Below are 14,975 nucleotides of genomic sequence, written 5' to 3'. Positions count from 1 at the left end.
TTTGGTTTGAATTGTGCGCTATTTCTGTCCCATACCTGCCATTACCTGACGCATCGGCATCAACTTCGGCGAGACAGAATCGCCATCGACCACTCGCTGAATGCCCTCGTACAAAATCGTATCGGACGTACCCAGCCCCGAGGCTATCACATAAAGTTGCGGCAATCGCTGTAGGATTTGTACGTTGCGGAGGCTGACTTTGTTTCCTGCCTCAAGCACATAGACACAGTTTCTATCTTGCACTTCAAACACCGATTTTTGGGGTACAATCAGCGCATTTTTAAGCGTGCTGGTAAGTTGCACTTTTCCGCTCGCCCCGTTTTTTAACACCTGCTTAGGGTTCGGAAATTTGGCACGAAAAGCAATCGTTCCCGTACTTTTATCAAATTGGCTATCAACGGTTTCGATGACGCCTGTTTGGGAATAGGGCTGACCGTTGGCCAACAATAGCTTGACTGGCCGACGGTGGCCTACCTCGTTTTGCTCCGTAAAATCCAAGTATTCTTTTTCGGTGACGTTGAAATAGGCAAATACATCTTGGTTATTAGACAGGGTAGTTAGCAGCGTACCTTCGTCCACCAAACTCCCCGTTTTGTTAGGAATACGCCCAATGACGCCGCTAAAGGGAGCTTTGATTTCGGTAAGCGAGAGTTGGAGCTGGGCGTTGGCCACGTCCGATTCCGTTTCTTCGATTTTGGCTTTGAGGGTTTCGAGCTTCGACTCCACAATGTCCAATTCGGATTTCGATACCACATTTTGTTCTACGAGGAGGCGAGTGTTTTTGATTTCGAGTGCCAGCGTTTTTGCCTCCGCTTGAGAGCTTCGGAGAATAGCTTGCGCTTTGTTAAGTTCTTGGCGGTAGGCTTGGCTTCCTAGTCGAAATAGCGTTTGACCCGCCCGTACAGGTTTACCTTCGTCCACCAATACAGCTTCGATGTAACCGCCGATTTTGCTTCTTACTTCCACATTTTGGAGCGAAGCAATGGAGGCTACGTATTCTTGGGTGTATGTCGTGTCAATGAGAATGGGTTGAGTAACAGGCAATATTTCTTGGGTAGCTTGTGCGGTTTTTGTCTCTTTGGTGCACGACCAAAGCATTATTAGGCAGGTAGAAATACCCGCCAACACTACGAATGGTTTCATAATAGTTGGATAAAAAGCACAACCGAGCGTAGCTTTTGGAGCTATGCTTTTGTGTTGTTAAAAATTAAGAAAATGACTTAACTCCAGTCGAATGACTAGCTAGTAAAGGGCTTTACCCAAGCCTGTTTTTGGGTGGAGGTGGCACAATTTCGGGGTGAAATTGTGAAGCATAGGTATCTCGATAATGGATTGGGCGCTCCGCCGAAGGTAGCACATCTTCGGTCGTGGTCAGCGAGAATACACTAATGGGCTGACAGTAAAAAAGAATTTTGGCGATAGAGATACTCCCGCCGTCTTCGGTATCATGTTCGTCTTGTTCGGGAATGATGTTATCAAACCCCAAAATGTGTTCAATCACCAACTCCGCCACACTTTCAATGTCGTTATAACTTAGGTTTTCGGGAACGTGGTCAGGTTGAGCATCAGGAGAGTCAATACTACAATTGAGGATGTGCAATGCCATAAACACCCAAACGATTCGAGAAAGAATATGTTTACGGAGAACAGACATCAGTTGTTTTTGGTAGCAGACAGTTAAAGCAAGCGTGTTTTTACAAAAAAAGTTCGTTTTCTAGCCTAAAACACCTGCTGACGGTAAGGAAGATTAAACCGAAAACCAACGGTAGCTAAGTTGGTTTTGAGGTTTACCGAAGCTGCTGGACTTACTTGGTTACGAAACATGAGTCTTCCATCAATGAAAAAATTATGTTTGAGCATGTACGATGCCCGTATGTCCGAAAAAGTAAGATCAACGGGAGTGCCTTGGCCTATATAAGTACCTGTTTCACGAGGAGCATCCTTTAAATAATCACGATAAATATTTCCCCCCCAATTGCGTTCATCGATATCTATTCCTTTGTTAGATCTTGAAAAAGTTCCGTAAAAAGTGAGTCGGCGAGTCGGTTGATAACGAGCAATACCAAGTACTTCCCAAAAATTTGCCCCCAGTGGGTGTGCTAATGACAAATCGTTGTGAACATAATTGGTATAACCCGTAAAATGTGAATATGTATAAGGGCGTGCTAGGTTCAGTTCAACTTGTAAATCTAAATTGGGTATTCCTAGAAAATCAACGTGCTTTACACCTGCCTGAAAAGCGTATTTTTTATTCATAGAGCCTTTTTTGCCAAAGTAATCGGAGGTTTTAAATTCATCCAACATGAATTGACTATAAAAACTGAAACGCTTTAAGAAATTCCATTTTATGTCAAGCCCTAACAAGGCATTGTCGGCGCTTCCAAGATAGTTTTCTAGGTAGCGGTAAAAAATAATTGGATTCAGATAATGGGGGTCAAAAACTTTGTTATCGCGTCCAAACATTTCTGCCTCAAAAATCCCGATGTTAAAGTTTCGGCCAAGATTAATGCTCAGATGATGAATCGCCGCATATTTTTTATTGATGGGGACCTCTTTTCCTCGGTTATCGGTGTAGTAAAGCATACCGCACCATAGGTTGGTGTATTGAAATTTCCCCAACTGAGTTGTCATTCTCAAAAATAAGTAAGGTGAGCTCCAATCTGAGAGAATCATCGAACGATACCCATTCCCGATAAAGTTTCTATCATGCCCAAATTGTATATTAATCTGCTTAATTGGATTAAATGTGATGTACCCACGCGCAGATATAAAATCCATTCCCCTGGTACTGAAACTCTTTACATTTCCCTCGCCAGGTAAAAGATACACAGGATAACCCACATAAATTTCTCGTGCACTTAGTGTAAAATTACGTACATACTGCGGGAACATCGCTTGCGTATCAGTCACATAGGTATAAAAGCCCAGCTTTTTGCCAATGTTTCCCCGCAATTCAACCCCGCGAGCCGTTAGCCATAAATAATCTTTGGAATTATTTTCTCCCCCCAAAATTAGCTGCGTGACGGGGCTGAGGTGTAGGTCGAAGTTTTTGTTCTGAACGTAGTAAAAATCAGAAGGCTTTCGATAAAACCGCTTCCACAACGTTTTTTTGCTCATGGGTGTTTGGTCCGACGACCACTCCCAGCTGTCTTGGCGTAAATAATCTAAGTTAAAAAAATCGGTATCGTTGAGTGGCATGGTGCGGTCGGCCTTGATGCTGTCTAAGAAACTCATCACCGCCGAACGCTGAAAAGGTTTTACCCCAATGTGAAAATCCTCATTTAGTCGTCCACGGCGAATTTCGTACCGATCTATCAGATGGTAGTAATCGTCATTGAGCGGGATGTATTGTGATTGGGCTACCGCATTTTGCAGGAAAAAACACCAACAAACAATCAACGTATAAATTCTAAATTGCATAGCGTTAGTTATCACTTGGGCAAATTAAGCTAATTTTGCCGCTCTGAGAGCGGTATGGTGACTCTCAAAAACCAAAAAAGATTATCCTCTTGAGCAAAGTTTCTACTTCAGTCTATTTTCCTAACCTCAACGGGGTTCGTTTTATTGCCGCCTTTTCGGTTTTGATTCATCACATTGAACAAGTCAAAGAGGTTTTCAAAGTTCCGAATTTTTACGACAATCACCTCATCAAGAGCATGGGGAAATTAGGTGTCGATTTATTTTTCGTACTCAGTGGCTTTCTTATCACCTATTTATTGCTGCACGAAAAAGGCCGATTTGGGTTTATTAACACCCGTAACTTCTACATAAGACGGATTTTACGGATTTGGCCACTTTATTTTCTGATTGTGCTGCTTTCGTTTTTTGTTTTTCCTCAGATTTCGTTTTTTGTAGCTCCCAACAACGAGGTGTCGTTCATGGCGCACAACGTTTTTCGGCGATTGTCGCTTTTCTTGCTCGTTTTGCCCAACATCGGTTTTATTCTTTACAACGCGCCCTACTTAGCGGCCCAAACCTGGTCCATCGGCGTCGAGGAGCAATTTTACTACCTCTGGCCTTGGATTGTCAAAGACTTTAGCTGGAAACGCCTCATCATCACTGTCTTTATCTTCTGTTTCGGCACCTTTGCCGTTTTTTATATTTATTACAACTGGGTTGGTCATACGCAATATGCAAACAACGTGCCTGAAATTACACGTTTCTTCTTCAGTCAATTTCGAATCATTACCTTGATGACGGGTGGACTGTGTGCAGCCTTGGTGTATTACCAAAAAGACAAGGTGCTCAATGCACTTTTCCGCAAAGAAGTTCAGTGGATTGTGTACATCGTATTAGTGATTTGCCTCGTCACGGGGGTTCACGTGAGCAGCCTTAATTTGGAGTTTTACGGGCTGTTTTTTGGTTATTTTATCCTCAACGTATCGAGCAATCCCGCCTCCATTGTCAACTTAGAATACAACTGGATTTCGTATTTGGGCAAGATTTCGTACGGGATTTATATTTACCAAACGGCTTTTATCGTCGCCAGTATTCACCTCATTCAGTGGATGTTTGGGGATTCTCTTTCTACACTTACCTTCAATTTACTTCTTTACCCGCTTTCGGCCTTGCTTACCATTGGCGTTTCGGCCTTGTCGTACCGCTATTTTGAAACACCGTTCCTAGCGTTTAAGAATCGTTTCAGCAAGCATTGATAAGTCGGTTATTGGTTACTCGTTATCGGTTATCAGTTACTCGTTATCGGTTATCAGTTACTCGTTCAACAGATAACGGTTTAACAATTAACAGATAACGGGTTAACCAATAACTGATAACTCTACTTCACTTCGCTCACAATAGAGCTACTGAGGCGGAGGAGTTCGATTTCGGCAAGTTTGACGTTGAAAGCCGCTTCAATCATACGTGACTCCGTGGCAACGGCATTGCGTTGCGCTTCGCGGAATTCGATGGCCGTCGAGTTTCCAAATTTGTAGCGTTCAAAGGCTAAATCTACGTTTTGGCGCGCTATTTTTAGGTTTTTCTCCTCAAAACCAAACAGTTGAAGGCTGTTTTGGTAGCTGTTGTACGTACGCTCAAGGGCCGACAACAACTGGTTTTTCAAATCTGCTTCTTGGTATTCGGTAATGATGGTGTTGACCTTGGCGTTTTGCTCGCGACGGCGTTGGTTATAGCCGTCGTAAATCGGCACGTTGAGGCGCACTCCGTAATTTAACACCCGCGACTGACCTTTTTGGGCTCCAAAACCCGCTTCGTTATTGAACGAAGTATAATTATACCCCGTCACCAAATCCACCTGTGGGTATTTGGTTGATTTGACCTCTTTTTCGTTGATTTTTGCCAACGTACGGCTTTGAGCCGCTGCCAACAAATTGGGGTTTTCGGTCAGTTTTTGCTTCAAATCGACCAAGGACAAATCATTACGAAAGACGATGGTATCCATAACCGCAAACTTGGTTTCAAAATCTCGGAACAGCAAAGCGTTGAGGTTTACATTGGCGTTTTGAATCACCTGCTGCTGCGCCAACACCGCCGCTTGGTCTTGGTTGTAGTCCACCTGCGCGGCTAAGTATTCCGATTTGGACGTTGTTCCTACTTCATAATTTGCTTTGGCAAGTTCTTGGCGCGTTGCCGAAATATCCAACGCATTTTGGAGTGCTTTGAGGCGTTGTTTTTGGCGAATGATTTCGTAATACGCATTGGCCACCTGCGAAACGGTGTTCTGAATCGCAATTTGGACGTTGGTTTTACCCAACTTTTCAAACTCTTTCAAACGGTCGGCGGCGGCAAACATCCCCATCCCATCGTAGAGTGTCCACACCATAGTCACCCCCGCGTTGTTGTTGCGGTTATCAATTCCGCTCTGCACCAACGGCTCACGGATATTGTTAAAAAACGATTGGTTGATGCTGTTATGGGTAAAGTTTTGAAGAGCCGTTCCCGATACCACGGGCAACATCCCCGCATTTCCTCGGGTGTTGTCATTATGGGCAATGGCCTCCCGACTTTGAACCACTTTAATGGAATAGCTTTTTTCGAGTGCGGTAGAAACGGCGTTTTCGAGCGTTAGTAGCTCTTGAGAAGACGAATCCAACGATAAACAAAAAACGATGGGGAACGCAAGAAAAAAGTATTTCATACCAGCAAAAACGAAATTAGTGGGCTTTTATGTAGGGCAAACTGCCATTCTTTCGATAACAGAAATGGCAGAAAGTTCGTTTAATGGATTGCGATAAAACTTTCGCACTGCTTCAAAAATAGCTTTTTAAAGCGTAGCTTTAGGCACAGTTTAACCCTGACACGATGAAAAACTACTTTTACGCGCTCTGTGCCGCCTTTTTAGCGGCATGTTCAGGCCAGAAAAAAGCCGACCTAATTGTTTATAATGCAGCGGTCTATACCGTCGATTCGACCTTCTCCAAAGCCTCCGCTTTTGCCGTTAAAGATGGCAAATTTGTAGCCGTGGGCGATTCGGCTACCGTCTTTTCTCAGTTCCAGTCCGACTCCCTCGTCGATGCCCAAGGCAAACCCGTTTATCCTGGCCTATACGACGCCCACGCCCACTTCTACGGCCTCGGCCAAATGCTCGACCAAGCTGATTTGGTGGACACGCAGTCGCCCGAAGAAATTATCGAACGCCTCAAAAAATACCAAGCCGAACACCCTGACGCCGTGTGGATTATTGGCCGTGGATGGGACCAAAACGATTGGCCCGTAAAGGAGTTTCCGACCAAAGACATCTTAGACAAAGCATTCCCCAATAACCCAGTCTATTTGACCCGCATCGACGGGCACGCGGGTTGGGTCAATTCCAAAGCTTTACAATTGGCCCAAATCACCGCCGACTCCAAAGTAGAAGGCGGCTTGGTGGTACTCAAAAATGGCCAACCTACGGGTGTGCTCATCGACCGCGCCCAGCAGCTTGTTCGCGCCCTCAATCCTACGCCCACCAAAGAAGATATTACATCGAAACTTCTAAAGGCACAAGCGATGTGTTTCCAGTACGGTCTCACCAACGTCGGCGACGCGGGGTTGTCACCTGATGTTATCGACCACATTGATAGCCTTCAAAAAGCAGGAACGCTCAAAATTCGATTGTATCCGATGGTGAGTGTCAGTCAAGAAAACATCGAAAAGATGCTCAAAAAAGGCATTTACGTCTCTGACCGATTGAACGTTCGTTCGTTTAAGATTTATGCCGATGGCGCGTTGGGCTCGCGCGGGGCTTGTTTGCTCAAACCTTACAGCGACGCTCCCGAAACAACGGGTTTTTTGCTTTTTAGCCCTACCGAACTTGAAAAATGGATTTCTCAATTGGCCAATAGCGAGTTTCAGGCCAATACGCACTGCATCGGGGATTCGTCTAACCGCTTGATGCTAAAACTCTACGCGAAGTATTTGAAAGGCAAAAACAATCGGCGTTGGCGGATTGAACACGCCCAAATCGTGGATGTGACCGATGTAGCCAAGTTTGGCGATTATTCGATTTTACCCTCCGCCCAACCTACGCACGCTACCTCCGACATGTACTGGGCGGGGCAGCGCTTGGGCAAAGACCGCGAAAAAAATGGGTATATTTTCAAAACCTTGATGGAGCAAAACCAAAAAATTGCGTTGGGAACCGATTTTCCCGTGGAAGCCGTCTCGCCTTTTTATACTTTTCACTCGGCCGTGTATCGGCAAGATGCCAAGGGCTTTCCTGCGGGAGGCTACCAAGTAGAAAATGCCCTGACGCGTGAACAAACGCTGCGCGGAATGACGATTTGGTCGGCCTACGGTAATTTTGAAGAAAATCGCCTCGGTAGCATCGAATTGGGCAAAGCGGCCGATTTTGTTATCCTAGAAAAAGACCTGATGACCGCCCCCGCCAACGAACTCCGTGAGCTAAAAGTAAACAAAACCTACGTAGCAGGCGAAAAGGTTTTTGAACGAAAATAACAGGCTGAAAGCCTACAAAAAAGGGGTACGAGGTAAAATCTCGTGCCCCTTTTTTATTTTATTTTTTGTTAAAATATTGCAATTATAACTACAAACTAAGATATTTGGAGTACTATTTTCAGCGTTATCTCAACCCTCCACCTATCTATGCAGCCACACGATTTTTTCATCTTATCTTTTATCAAAAACTACCATTTCAAACCATGAAAACGCTCCAAAAAAAATCACGCCACTGCAAGTCGTTTGCTGTGACAACTCCTACCATTTTGAAAAACACTATTTTCTTTCTTTCATTTCTACTCCTTGGGGTTGGGAGTGAACTTAAGGCGCAGGAAAGCCCCAAATGGGAAATTGGAACTGATTTACTTTGGTTGGTCGGTAAAAATTCCTTGCCCGATTATTCGCTTTTTTCGAGATGGCACTATAAACCCAACAGGGCTTTTAGAATTAGAATTGGTACCGACCTCCAAACTGACCCAACACTAACTCCCCGTAAAGTTTTCAAAGCTAATTTTATGATTCGTTTAGGTCATGAATGGAGCAAGCAAATAGCTAAAAAAACAGACTTATTTGGGGGTATAGAAGCTCACTATCAAAAGGATGAAATTCAAGCATGGTTAATCCCTGTGCCGAATGCTCTTCCGTTCTACTTCCCCGACTATAGTTCACAAATTGGAGGTGTGGGTTTTATTGGGTGTCGATACTTTATCAATCGTAACTTTTCTATCTCTATGGAAACCAGTTTAAAAGGTGCTCATCGAACGTATCAGTTAAACACATATAGTGGTGGTATAATGGTTACTAAAGATAACTTCGTATTAGAAGGTGGGGCTTTAAAATTCTTATACCAAACCCCCGTTAGAGGTATGATATTTGAAATTAAGCCTATTCAAGTTCTTAACTTTTCTTATCATTTTTAAAATATTCCCGATAGCGCGAGCATCCTGTTCGTGCTTACCTTCACAGGCTTCTAGCCATCTTCACATAACAGGCTGGAAGCCTGCGAATAAGCGGCACGAGGCACAACCTCGCGCCATCAAGGGCCACACGATTTTTTCATCTTATCTTTTATCAAAAACTACCATTTCAAACCATGAAAACGCTCCAAAAAAAATCACGCCACTGCAAGTCGTTTGCTGTGACAACTCCTACCATTTTGAAAAACACTATTTTCTTTCTTTCATTTCTACTCCTTGGGGTTGGGAGTGAACTCAAGGCGCAGAAAAGCCCCAAATGGGAAATTGGAACTGATTTACTTTGGTTGGTCGGTAAAAATTCCTTGCCCGATTATTCGCTTTTGGGAAGATATAAATTGTCTAAACGAGATGGTTTGAGAGCACGGGTTGGAATATCTACTTCTTTTTCTAATAGTTCGATACCTCGTCTTTGGGATAAAGGTAGATACATGTTACGAATAGGATATGAACGAAATAAGGTCATTATAGAAGATAGGCTTATTGCGTATTATGGAGCAGATTTCCATTATTCTTACGGAAAAAGCTACATTCTAAATCCTTATGGAGCTGTTCGGAATGTAATATATACCAATGATTTGTTAGATGCAAATCAAGACTACATATACCGTTTCGACAAGTCAATAGGTGGAGTTTTGTTTGGAGGTTTAAAATATTATTTTGTAGATTTTCTTTCTATTTCTTTAGAAACTTCTCTATCAACTTTGAATTCAACTCAAAGGTTAAAGCCTTCTTTTGACCAAGGACAAAGACGTTCTGTAAATTATTGGGATACAGCCATTTCTCCTATTTCTGTTCTAAATTTTAGCTTTCACTTTTAATTCTTGATAGCGCGAGCATCCCGATAGTGCGAGCATACTGCTCGTACTTACCATTCACAGGCTTCTAGCCATCTTCACATAACTGGCTGGAAGCCTGCGAATAAGCGGCACGAGGCAAAACCTCACGCCATCAAGGAGTACCAACGTTTATGATTAGTTATCACTTTTAAAACTGCACCACAATGAATATGGTCTCAAACTACACCTCCAAAAATACCATGAAGGTACTCTTCTTAGGTTTCTCTCTTCTGATTTACTCAATTGTAGCAGTCGCCCAAGATGCTCCAAAATCTCACAATGCTGCGTCTTTAGGCCAACCCAATCGCTTAAAAGTAGGATTAGGGCTAGGATATGGCCACACCAATGTACGGGCTGGAAACTATACGCCTCTTTTACGACCAACGGCTTCTATTCAATTAAATCAAACACTTTCTCCCCGAAACCAATTTTTGTACAAACTCACTTATCGTTCTTTTGGTGACAAATACCCTCCCACTTTATTTAATGGGCAGGTTTATCAGGCATACGCTCAATTGGATTTTATAGGTGCATCATTTACGTACTTACGTCCGATAAAATTGGGCCTTCCCTTATTTGTTGGGGCGGGTATTTCGACCGAGCGATTGCTGAAAGATAGAATCAATACCATTTATCCAAACGGCGAACGTATTTCTGTTGCAAGCTACCAAACCTACAAAAAAATGAATGTAGGTGGGCAACTCGTAGGGCAATACCGCCCCAAACTCACCAAGCATTTAGAAACAGTTATTGAAATAGAGTACGCCTTCGGACTTCTCAATTATTTCAAACCTGTTGCCACCCAAACAACAGGCCGCAAAACCTACTTAAATGGGCTTTTTGTAACTGTAAGTGCTTTGTTTTAGTCTATTATAACCGATAGCGCGAGCCTCCTGCTCGTACTTACATTCACAGGCTTCTAGCCATCTTCACATAACTGGCTGGAAGCCTGCGAATAAGCGGCACGAGGCAAAACCTCGCGCCATCATGATTTGATGGTTAATGTAAGTTCTAAACCCAACACATCCCCAATTTTGCTCAGTGTTTCAAAAGAGGGATTGGCAACACCTGTTTCAATGGCAATGACGGTCCGAAGCCCCACCCCCGCTAAGTCTGCTAAATCATTTTGCCGAATGCGCAGCCGTTGCCGCCGTTGCTTGATGACAACTCCTAGTTGGTGCAAATCCATATTTTTTGTTGTTAAAATAGGCAATATACTGCTTATTTATAGTAAATGCAAGGTTTAATAATGGTTTTTTGACTAAAATCGGCAATATATTACATCTTCACAAAAACGGCTAAAAGCACGCAAATAATCAGCACAAGATGCAACTTCTTGTTATTTTTGTGGAAAAACTGCACTAATCGTGACTTTCCGCAAACGAGTTTACAATACCCTTGAGTTTTCGGCCAGTGGGCGACGAGGGCTGAACTTGTACATCAACATCAGTTTGGTATCGGTCATTGTGCTCAATTCCTTGGCCATTGTCCTACACACCGTCCCCGAAATTCGTCACAATCGCCTCTACGAACAACTTTTTCAATATTTCGAGATTTTTTCCGTCGGTATTTTCACCATCGAATACTTCCTGCGGATTTGGTCGTGCGTCGAAAACCCTCGTTACCGAAGCGATTGGCGGGGGCGTTTGCAGTTTATTTTTTCGTTTTGGGCCATTGTCGATTTTCTAGGGATTTTTCCCTTTTATTTCACCCTCCTTACCTCCGACTTTGGCATCATTCGTATTTTACGCGTCTTTCGACTCTTCCGATTGTTTCGGGTATCGCGTTATTCTCGTGCCCTCAAAATGATTCGAAACGTCTTCTACGAAACCAAAGAAGAACTGCTGATTTGTTTGTCTTTCATTGTTTTTACCCTCGTCATTTCGTCGAGTGTGATGTATTACTTGGAACACAACGCCCAACCCGAACGCTTCAAAAGCATTCCTGCTACCCTTTGGTGGGGCGTTATTACGATGACCACCACGGGTTACGGCGACATGTACCCCGTTACGGCTGCAGGAAAAGTTTTTGGGGGTGTTGTCCTCATGCTTGGTATTGCGCTTTTTGCCCTGCCAACGGGTATTGTTGCTTCGGGTTTTATGGAACAAATTCGCCGCGACAAAGGCCGCAAATATGCCCGCTGCCCCCACTGCAATGAGCTTATCGACTTGCAGGAAGTACCTCATATTCACAAACCTGACCCCAAAAAACACTGATGCGGATTGGATTTGATGCCAAACGGGCGTTCAATAACCGAACGGGCTTGGGCAATTACAGCCGTTTTGTGCTCAATGCACTGCGCACTTTTGCCCCTACACACACCTACACGGCCTATACGCCCAAAATAAAATCGGGACTGTTCGACGAATTTCCCGCGTCGCTTACCCGCACGCCTGCGTCGTCCAACGCCCTATACGGCGCTTGGTGGCGGAGTTATGGCGTGGCGTCTGATGTACAACGAGATAAGATTCAACTTTTTCACGGGCTTAGCAATGAGCTCCCTCAGGGATTGGGCAACATCAAATCCGTCGTTACAATTCACGACCTGATTTTTTTGCGTTATCCGCATTTATACCCCGCCATCGACCGTTTTTTTTACCAACGTAAGTTTAAAAAAGCCTGCGCCGAAGCCGACTGCATCGTGGCCGTGAGTGAACAAACCAAACGCGACATCGTCGATTTCTATGGTACTTCGCCCGATAAAATCAGGGTCATTTACCAAGACTGCCACGAGGTTTTTCACGCTAATAACTCCATTTCGGCCTCGTCTTACAACGCAGTTCAACAAAAATACAACCTAACTCGTCCCTTTGTCTTGTGCGTCGGCACGATTGAAACCCGCAAAAACCAAGGTCAGTTGGTCAAGGCATTTGCCGAAGCTTCATTAGAGGGGGCGGAATTGATTTTGGTTGGGGGAAAAACGGCGTACCAAGCCGAAATCGAACGCTACCTAACGCAGCACCAATCCTCGACCCAAGTACGGATTTTTAACAACGTTCCGTTTGCTGACTTACCAGTTCTGTATCGGCTGGCTCGGGTGTTTGCCTACCCTTCGGTGTTTGAAGGTTTTGGTATTCCCATCGTCGAAGCGCTTCACAGCGGTGTGCCCGTGGTGGCAGCCACGGGGTCGTGTCTGGAAGAAGCGGGTGGCAAAGGTGCTTTGTACGCTGCCCCCGACGACGTAAATGAGCTGGCGGCCCACCTTCAACGCCTTTGGAACGACGAGGCACTGCGCGCTCAACTTGTAGCCGACGGTCAGGCACACTTACACCAATTTTCGGCCTCCACCATTGCCAGTCAACTTTCCGCGCTTTATCAGGAAGTAAACCAACAGTAAACGGCAAAACTTCTACCTTTGTCAAACAATTAACCTAAACGACGCCCCATGCGAACGCTATTTGTGGCCTGGACACTGTTGCTGCTTACTGGACTGGTCGAAGGAGTTAGCCAAACCCCGACTCGGTTTATCATCTTCAAAACCGATGCCGACGAAAACGACAATCCTGCGGCCATCGTGTACGTACAGTTTGCCAACAAAATGACCCAAATCGCCAAAATTATGGGCAATGCCGAACTGGTTGATAAAAAGGAATTTGCCGAAAAAGGAATTCCCAAAAATGCCATTGCCGCCTGCGGTGCTTGGTGGGCTGGCGCTGGCGACTATTTTTACCTCATTAAAACTCCCAAAGGAATCGCCATTTACAAAGGTTGGCAAGACGAAGGCCAGCAAGATAAAGGCTACCACTGGACCAAACTGAAAGAGATTTCCCAATAGCATGTTACTTCCCGCACCCTTTATAAGCCTGTTGCAGGCTCAACTTGGAACCGATTACGCTGATTTTGAGGCCGCTTTACAAACGCCTCCACCCGTCAGTATTCGCTACAATCCTAGAAAAACCACCGCTCCTGCGTCCCAAATCACACCAATTCCTTGGTGTTTGGAAGGTCGGTATTTGGACCAGCGTCCTGTTTTTACACTCGACCCACTTTTCCATGCGGGGGCCTATTACGTACAAGAAGCCTCGTCGATGTTGATTGGACACGCACTGCCCCAAGTGGCTAACGTGGCCAAACCGCTTCGCGTGCTCGATTTGTGCGCTGCTCCTGGCGGAAAAACCACCCTATTGACCTCTTTACTTCATCCAGACAGTTTGGTACTGGCCAACGAAGTGATTAAAAGCAGGGTGATGATTTTGAAAGAAAATGTACAAAAATGGGGTTCACCCAACATCCACGTGAGCAACCATGACCCCGAAGATTTAGGGAAATTAGAGTCGTTTTTTGACGTTATTTTAATAGACGCTCCTTGTTCTGGCGAAGGTCTTTTTCGCAAAGACCCTGCGGCCATCAACGAGTGGTCGGAAGGAAGTGTACATGTATGTGCGGGTCGCCAGAAACGAATCGTGGACGCGGCTTTGCCTTTGCTTACTCCTGGTGGCATCTTGTTGTATTGTACCTGTACTTACAACGACAGTGAAAACCAAGGAACGGGTCAATGGCTGCTTGAGCAGGGCATGGAAGAAATCAAAATTAACGTACCCGCAGAGTGGGGAGTGGTAGAAAAGACCATTGGATACCAATGTTATCCGCACCGAGTCAAGGGCGAAGGTTTCTTTTTTTCGGTGTTTGAAAAACCTCAAGCCTTTCGTTCGGCTCAGCGCTACGATACTTTGCCCAGAAGAGGTAAAGAAGAAGGCTTCCGATCATGTAAACGTTTGACTGCAAAACAACTTCCTGAAGCCCGCAAATGGCTCGAACAACCCGATACATTTCATTTGTTTGTAAAACCCAACGGAGAAGTAATTGCGTTTTTAGACAGTCAATTAAATGACATTCGGATTTTGGACAATACCCTTTCCGCCAAAGGATTGGGACTTGAAATGGGAGAGTTTAAGGGAAATGATTTTATTCCGTCGCACGCCCTCGCGTTAAGCACGGCCCTCTCATCGGATATTTCTCGACTTGAGCTAACCGAAAACGAAGCACTCGTGTTTCTAAAGAAGGAAAATTTGTCGGTGGATGCTCCGCGTGGTTGGGTACTTGTGACTTACCAAAATCAGGGATTAGGCTGGGTGAAGGGGTTGGGTAATCGGGTCAATAATTACTTACCCAAAGATTGGCGGATTCGGATGGAGATTCCTGAATGATAAACATTCTAAAAAGCAAAAAGCCTCCCAGCATTGGAAGGCTTTTTGTCGGGATGGCAAGATTCGAACTTGCGACCTCCTGGTCCCAAACCAGGCGCGATGACCGGACTACGCTACAT

14 protein-coding genes are annotated in these 14,975 nt (G+C 44.7%); 9 read left to right on the top strand and 5 right to left on the bottom strand.

The features are described from left to right. Nucleotides 1–18: 18 nt before the first annotated feature. The 3 genes from AC23N5_RS29615 to AC23N5_RS29605 form a co-directional block, all read right to left on the bottom strand. Entirely contained in the window at nucleotides 19–1,143 is a 1,125-nt protein-coding gene (locus tag AC23N5_RS29615; RefSeq protein ID WP_487758295.1) for an efflux RND transporter periplasmic adaptor subunit, read from the bottom strand. A gap of 112 nt (nucleotides 1,144–1,255) precedes the next feature. Further along, nucleotides 1,256–1,654, bottom strand: a complete 399-nt coding sequence (locus tag AC23N5_RS29610) for a hypothetical protein (protein ID WP_487758294.1) — start codon at nucleotides 1,652–1,654, stop codon at nucleotides 1,256–1,258. A gap of 65 nt (nucleotides 1,655–1,719) precedes the next feature. Beyond that, nucleotides 1,720–3,420: a hypothetical protein gene (locus AC23N5_RS29605; RefSeq protein ID WP_487758293.1), complete on the bottom strand. Its 1,701-nt coding sequence runs from the start codon at nucleotides 3,418–3,420 to the stop codon at nucleotides 1,720–1,722. An 89-nt stretch (nucleotides 3,421–3,509) separates the two neighbouring features. Here AC23N5_RS29605 and AC23N5_RS29600 point away from each other — a divergent pair, with 89 nt between their 5' ends. Further along, nucleotides 3,510–4,655: an acyltransferase family protein gene (locus AC23N5_RS29600; protein ID WP_487758292.1), complete on the top strand. Its 1,146-nt coding sequence runs from the start codon at nucleotides 3,510–3,512 to the stop codon at nucleotides 4,653–4,655. Between the two features lie 122 nt (nucleotides 4,656–4,777). Here the strand turns inward: AC23N5_RS29600 and AC23N5_RS29595 are convergent, their stop codons facing one another. Then, entirely contained in the window at nucleotides 4,778–6,097 is a 1,320-nt protein-coding gene (locus tag AC23N5_RS29595; protein WP_487758291.1) for a TolC family protein, read from the bottom strand. A gap of 164 nt (nucleotides 6,098–6,261) precedes the next feature. On the opposite strand from AC23N5_RS29595, the gene AC23N5_RS29590 reads away from it, so the two are divergent. From AC23N5_RS29590 to AC23N5_RS29575, 4 genes are all read left to right on the top strand, one after another. Next, complete coding sequence (locus AC23N5_RS29590) at nucleotides 6,262–7,896, top strand: amidohydrolase (RefSeq protein WP_487758290.1); 1,635 nt, start codon at nucleotides 6,262–6,264, stop codon at nucleotides 7,894–7,896. Between the two features lie 203 nt (nucleotides 7,897–8,099). Further along, nucleotides 8,100–8,816, top strand: a complete 717-nt coding sequence (locus AC23N5_RS29585; protein ID WP_487758289.1) for a hypothetical protein — start codon at nucleotides 8,100–8,102, stop codon at nucleotides 8,814–8,816. 173 nt (nucleotides 8,817–8,989) lie between these two features. Beyond that, nucleotides 8,990–9,691: a hypothetical protein gene (locus AC23N5_RS29580; RefSeq protein ID WP_487758288.1), complete on the top strand. Its 702-nt coding sequence runs from the start codon at nucleotides 8,990–8,992 to the stop codon at nucleotides 9,689–9,691. Nucleotides 9,692–9,873: 182 nt separating this feature from the next. Next, nucleotides 9,874–10,575 (top strand): hypothetical protein, encoded by a 702-nt coding sequence (locus AC23N5_RS29575; protein WP_487758287.1) that lies wholly within the window; start codon nucleotides 9,874–9,876, stop codon nucleotides 10,573–10,575. Nucleotides 10,576–10,694: 119 nt separating this feature from the next. Here AC23N5_RS29575 and AC23N5_RS29570 read toward each other — a convergent pair whose 3' ends face one another. After that, nucleotides 10,695–10,898 carry a helix-turn-helix transcriptional regulator gene (locus tag AC23N5_RS29570; RefSeq protein ID WP_183980205.1) on the bottom strand — a complete coding sequence of 68 codons (204 nt, stop codon included), beginning with the start codon at nucleotides 10,896–10,898 and terminating at the stop codon, nucleotides 10,695–10,697. Between the two features lie 178 nt (nucleotides 10,899–11,076). Here AC23N5_RS29570 and AC23N5_RS29565 point away from each other — a divergent pair, with 178 nt between their 5' ends. Genes AC23N5_RS29565 through AC23N5_RS29550 form a run of 4 tightly spaced genes read left to right on the top strand, consistent with a single transcriptional unit; the run spans nucleotide 11,077 to nucleotide 14,856 of the window. Next, entirely contained in the window at nucleotides 11,077–11,925 is an 849-nt protein-coding gene (locus tag AC23N5_RS29565; RefSeq protein WP_310587027.1) for an ion transporter, read from the top strand. After that, on the top strand, nucleotides 11,925–13,046 hold the full coding sequence (locus AC23N5_RS29560; RefSeq protein WP_487758286.1) for a glycosyltransferase family 4 protein: 1,122 nt from the start codon (nucleotides 11,925–11,927) through the stop codon (nucleotides 13,044–13,046). The genes AC23N5_RS29565 and AC23N5_RS29560 overlap by 1 nt, the downstream gene beginning before the upstream one ends. A 48-nt stretch (nucleotides 13,047–13,094) precedes the next feature. After that, a complete protein-coding gene (locus tag AC23N5_RS29555) occupies nucleotides 13,095–13,484 on the top strand; it encodes a hypothetical protein (RefSeq protein ID WP_487758285.1) in 390 nt (129 codons plus the stop codon). A 1-nt stretch (nucleotide 13,485) separates the two neighbouring features. Beyond that, nucleotides 13,486–14,856, top strand: a complete 1,371-nt coding sequence (locus tag AC23N5_RS29550) for a methyltransferase RsmF C-terminal domain-like protein (protein WP_487758284.1) — start codon at nucleotides 13,486–13,488, stop codon at nucleotides 14,854–14,856. Nucleotides 14,857–14,975: the final 119 nt, after the last annotated feature.

This window comes from Runella sp. R5_40 (assembly GCF_057652295.1).
The sequence above is the reverse complement of the archived record's forward strand: the minus strand, read 5'-3'. Positions and strand labels throughout refer to the sequence as shown.

Coding starts and splice junctions, on each gene's coding strand:
- AC23N5_RS29555 (WP_487758285.1), top strand. CDS start 13,095: ATGCGAACGCTATTTGTGGCCTGGACACTGTTGCTGCTTACTGGACTG.
- AC23N5_RS29580 (WP_487758288.1), top strand. CDS start 8,990: ATGAAAACGCTCCAAAAAAAATCACGCCACTGCAAGTCGTTTGCTGTG.
- AC23N5_RS29610 (WP_487758294.1), bottom strand. CDS start 1,654: ATGTCTGTTCTCCGTAAACATATTCTTTCTCGAATCGTTTGGGTGTTT.
- AC23N5_RS29595 (WP_487758291.1), bottom strand. CDS start 6,097: ATGAAATACTTTTTTCTTGCGTTCCCCATCGTTTTTTGTTTATCGTTG.
- AC23N5_RS29585 (WP_487758289.1), top strand. CDS start 8,100: ATGAAAACGCTCCAAAAAAAATCACGCCACTGCAAGTCGTTTGCTGTG.
- AC23N5_RS29590 (WP_487758290.1), top strand. CDS start 6,262: ATGAAAAACTACTTTTACGCGCTCTGTGCCGCCTTTTTAGCGGCATGT.
- AC23N5_RS29575 (WP_487758287.1), top strand. CDS start 9,874: ATGAATATGGTCTCAAACTACACCTCCAAAAATACCATGAAGGTACTC.
- AC23N5_RS29615 (WP_487758295.1), bottom strand. CDS start 1,143: ATGAAACCATTCGTAGTGTTGGCGGGTATTTCTACCTGCCTAATAATG.
- AC23N5_RS29605 (WP_487758293.1), bottom strand. CDS start 3,420: ATGCAATTTAGAATTTATACGTTGATTGTTTGTTGGTGTTTTTTCCTG.
- AC23N5_RS29570 (WP_183980205.1), bottom strand. CDS start 10,898: ATGGATTTGCACCAACTAGGAGTTGTCATCAAGCAACGGCGGCAACGG.
- AC23N5_RS29560 (WP_487758286.1), top strand. CDS start 11,925: ATGCGGATTGGATTTGATGCCAAACGGGCGTTCAATAACCGAACGGGC.
- AC23N5_RS29550 (WP_487758284.1), top strand. CDS start 13,486: ATGTTACTTCCCGCACCCTTTATAAGCCTGTTGCAGGCTCAACTTGGA.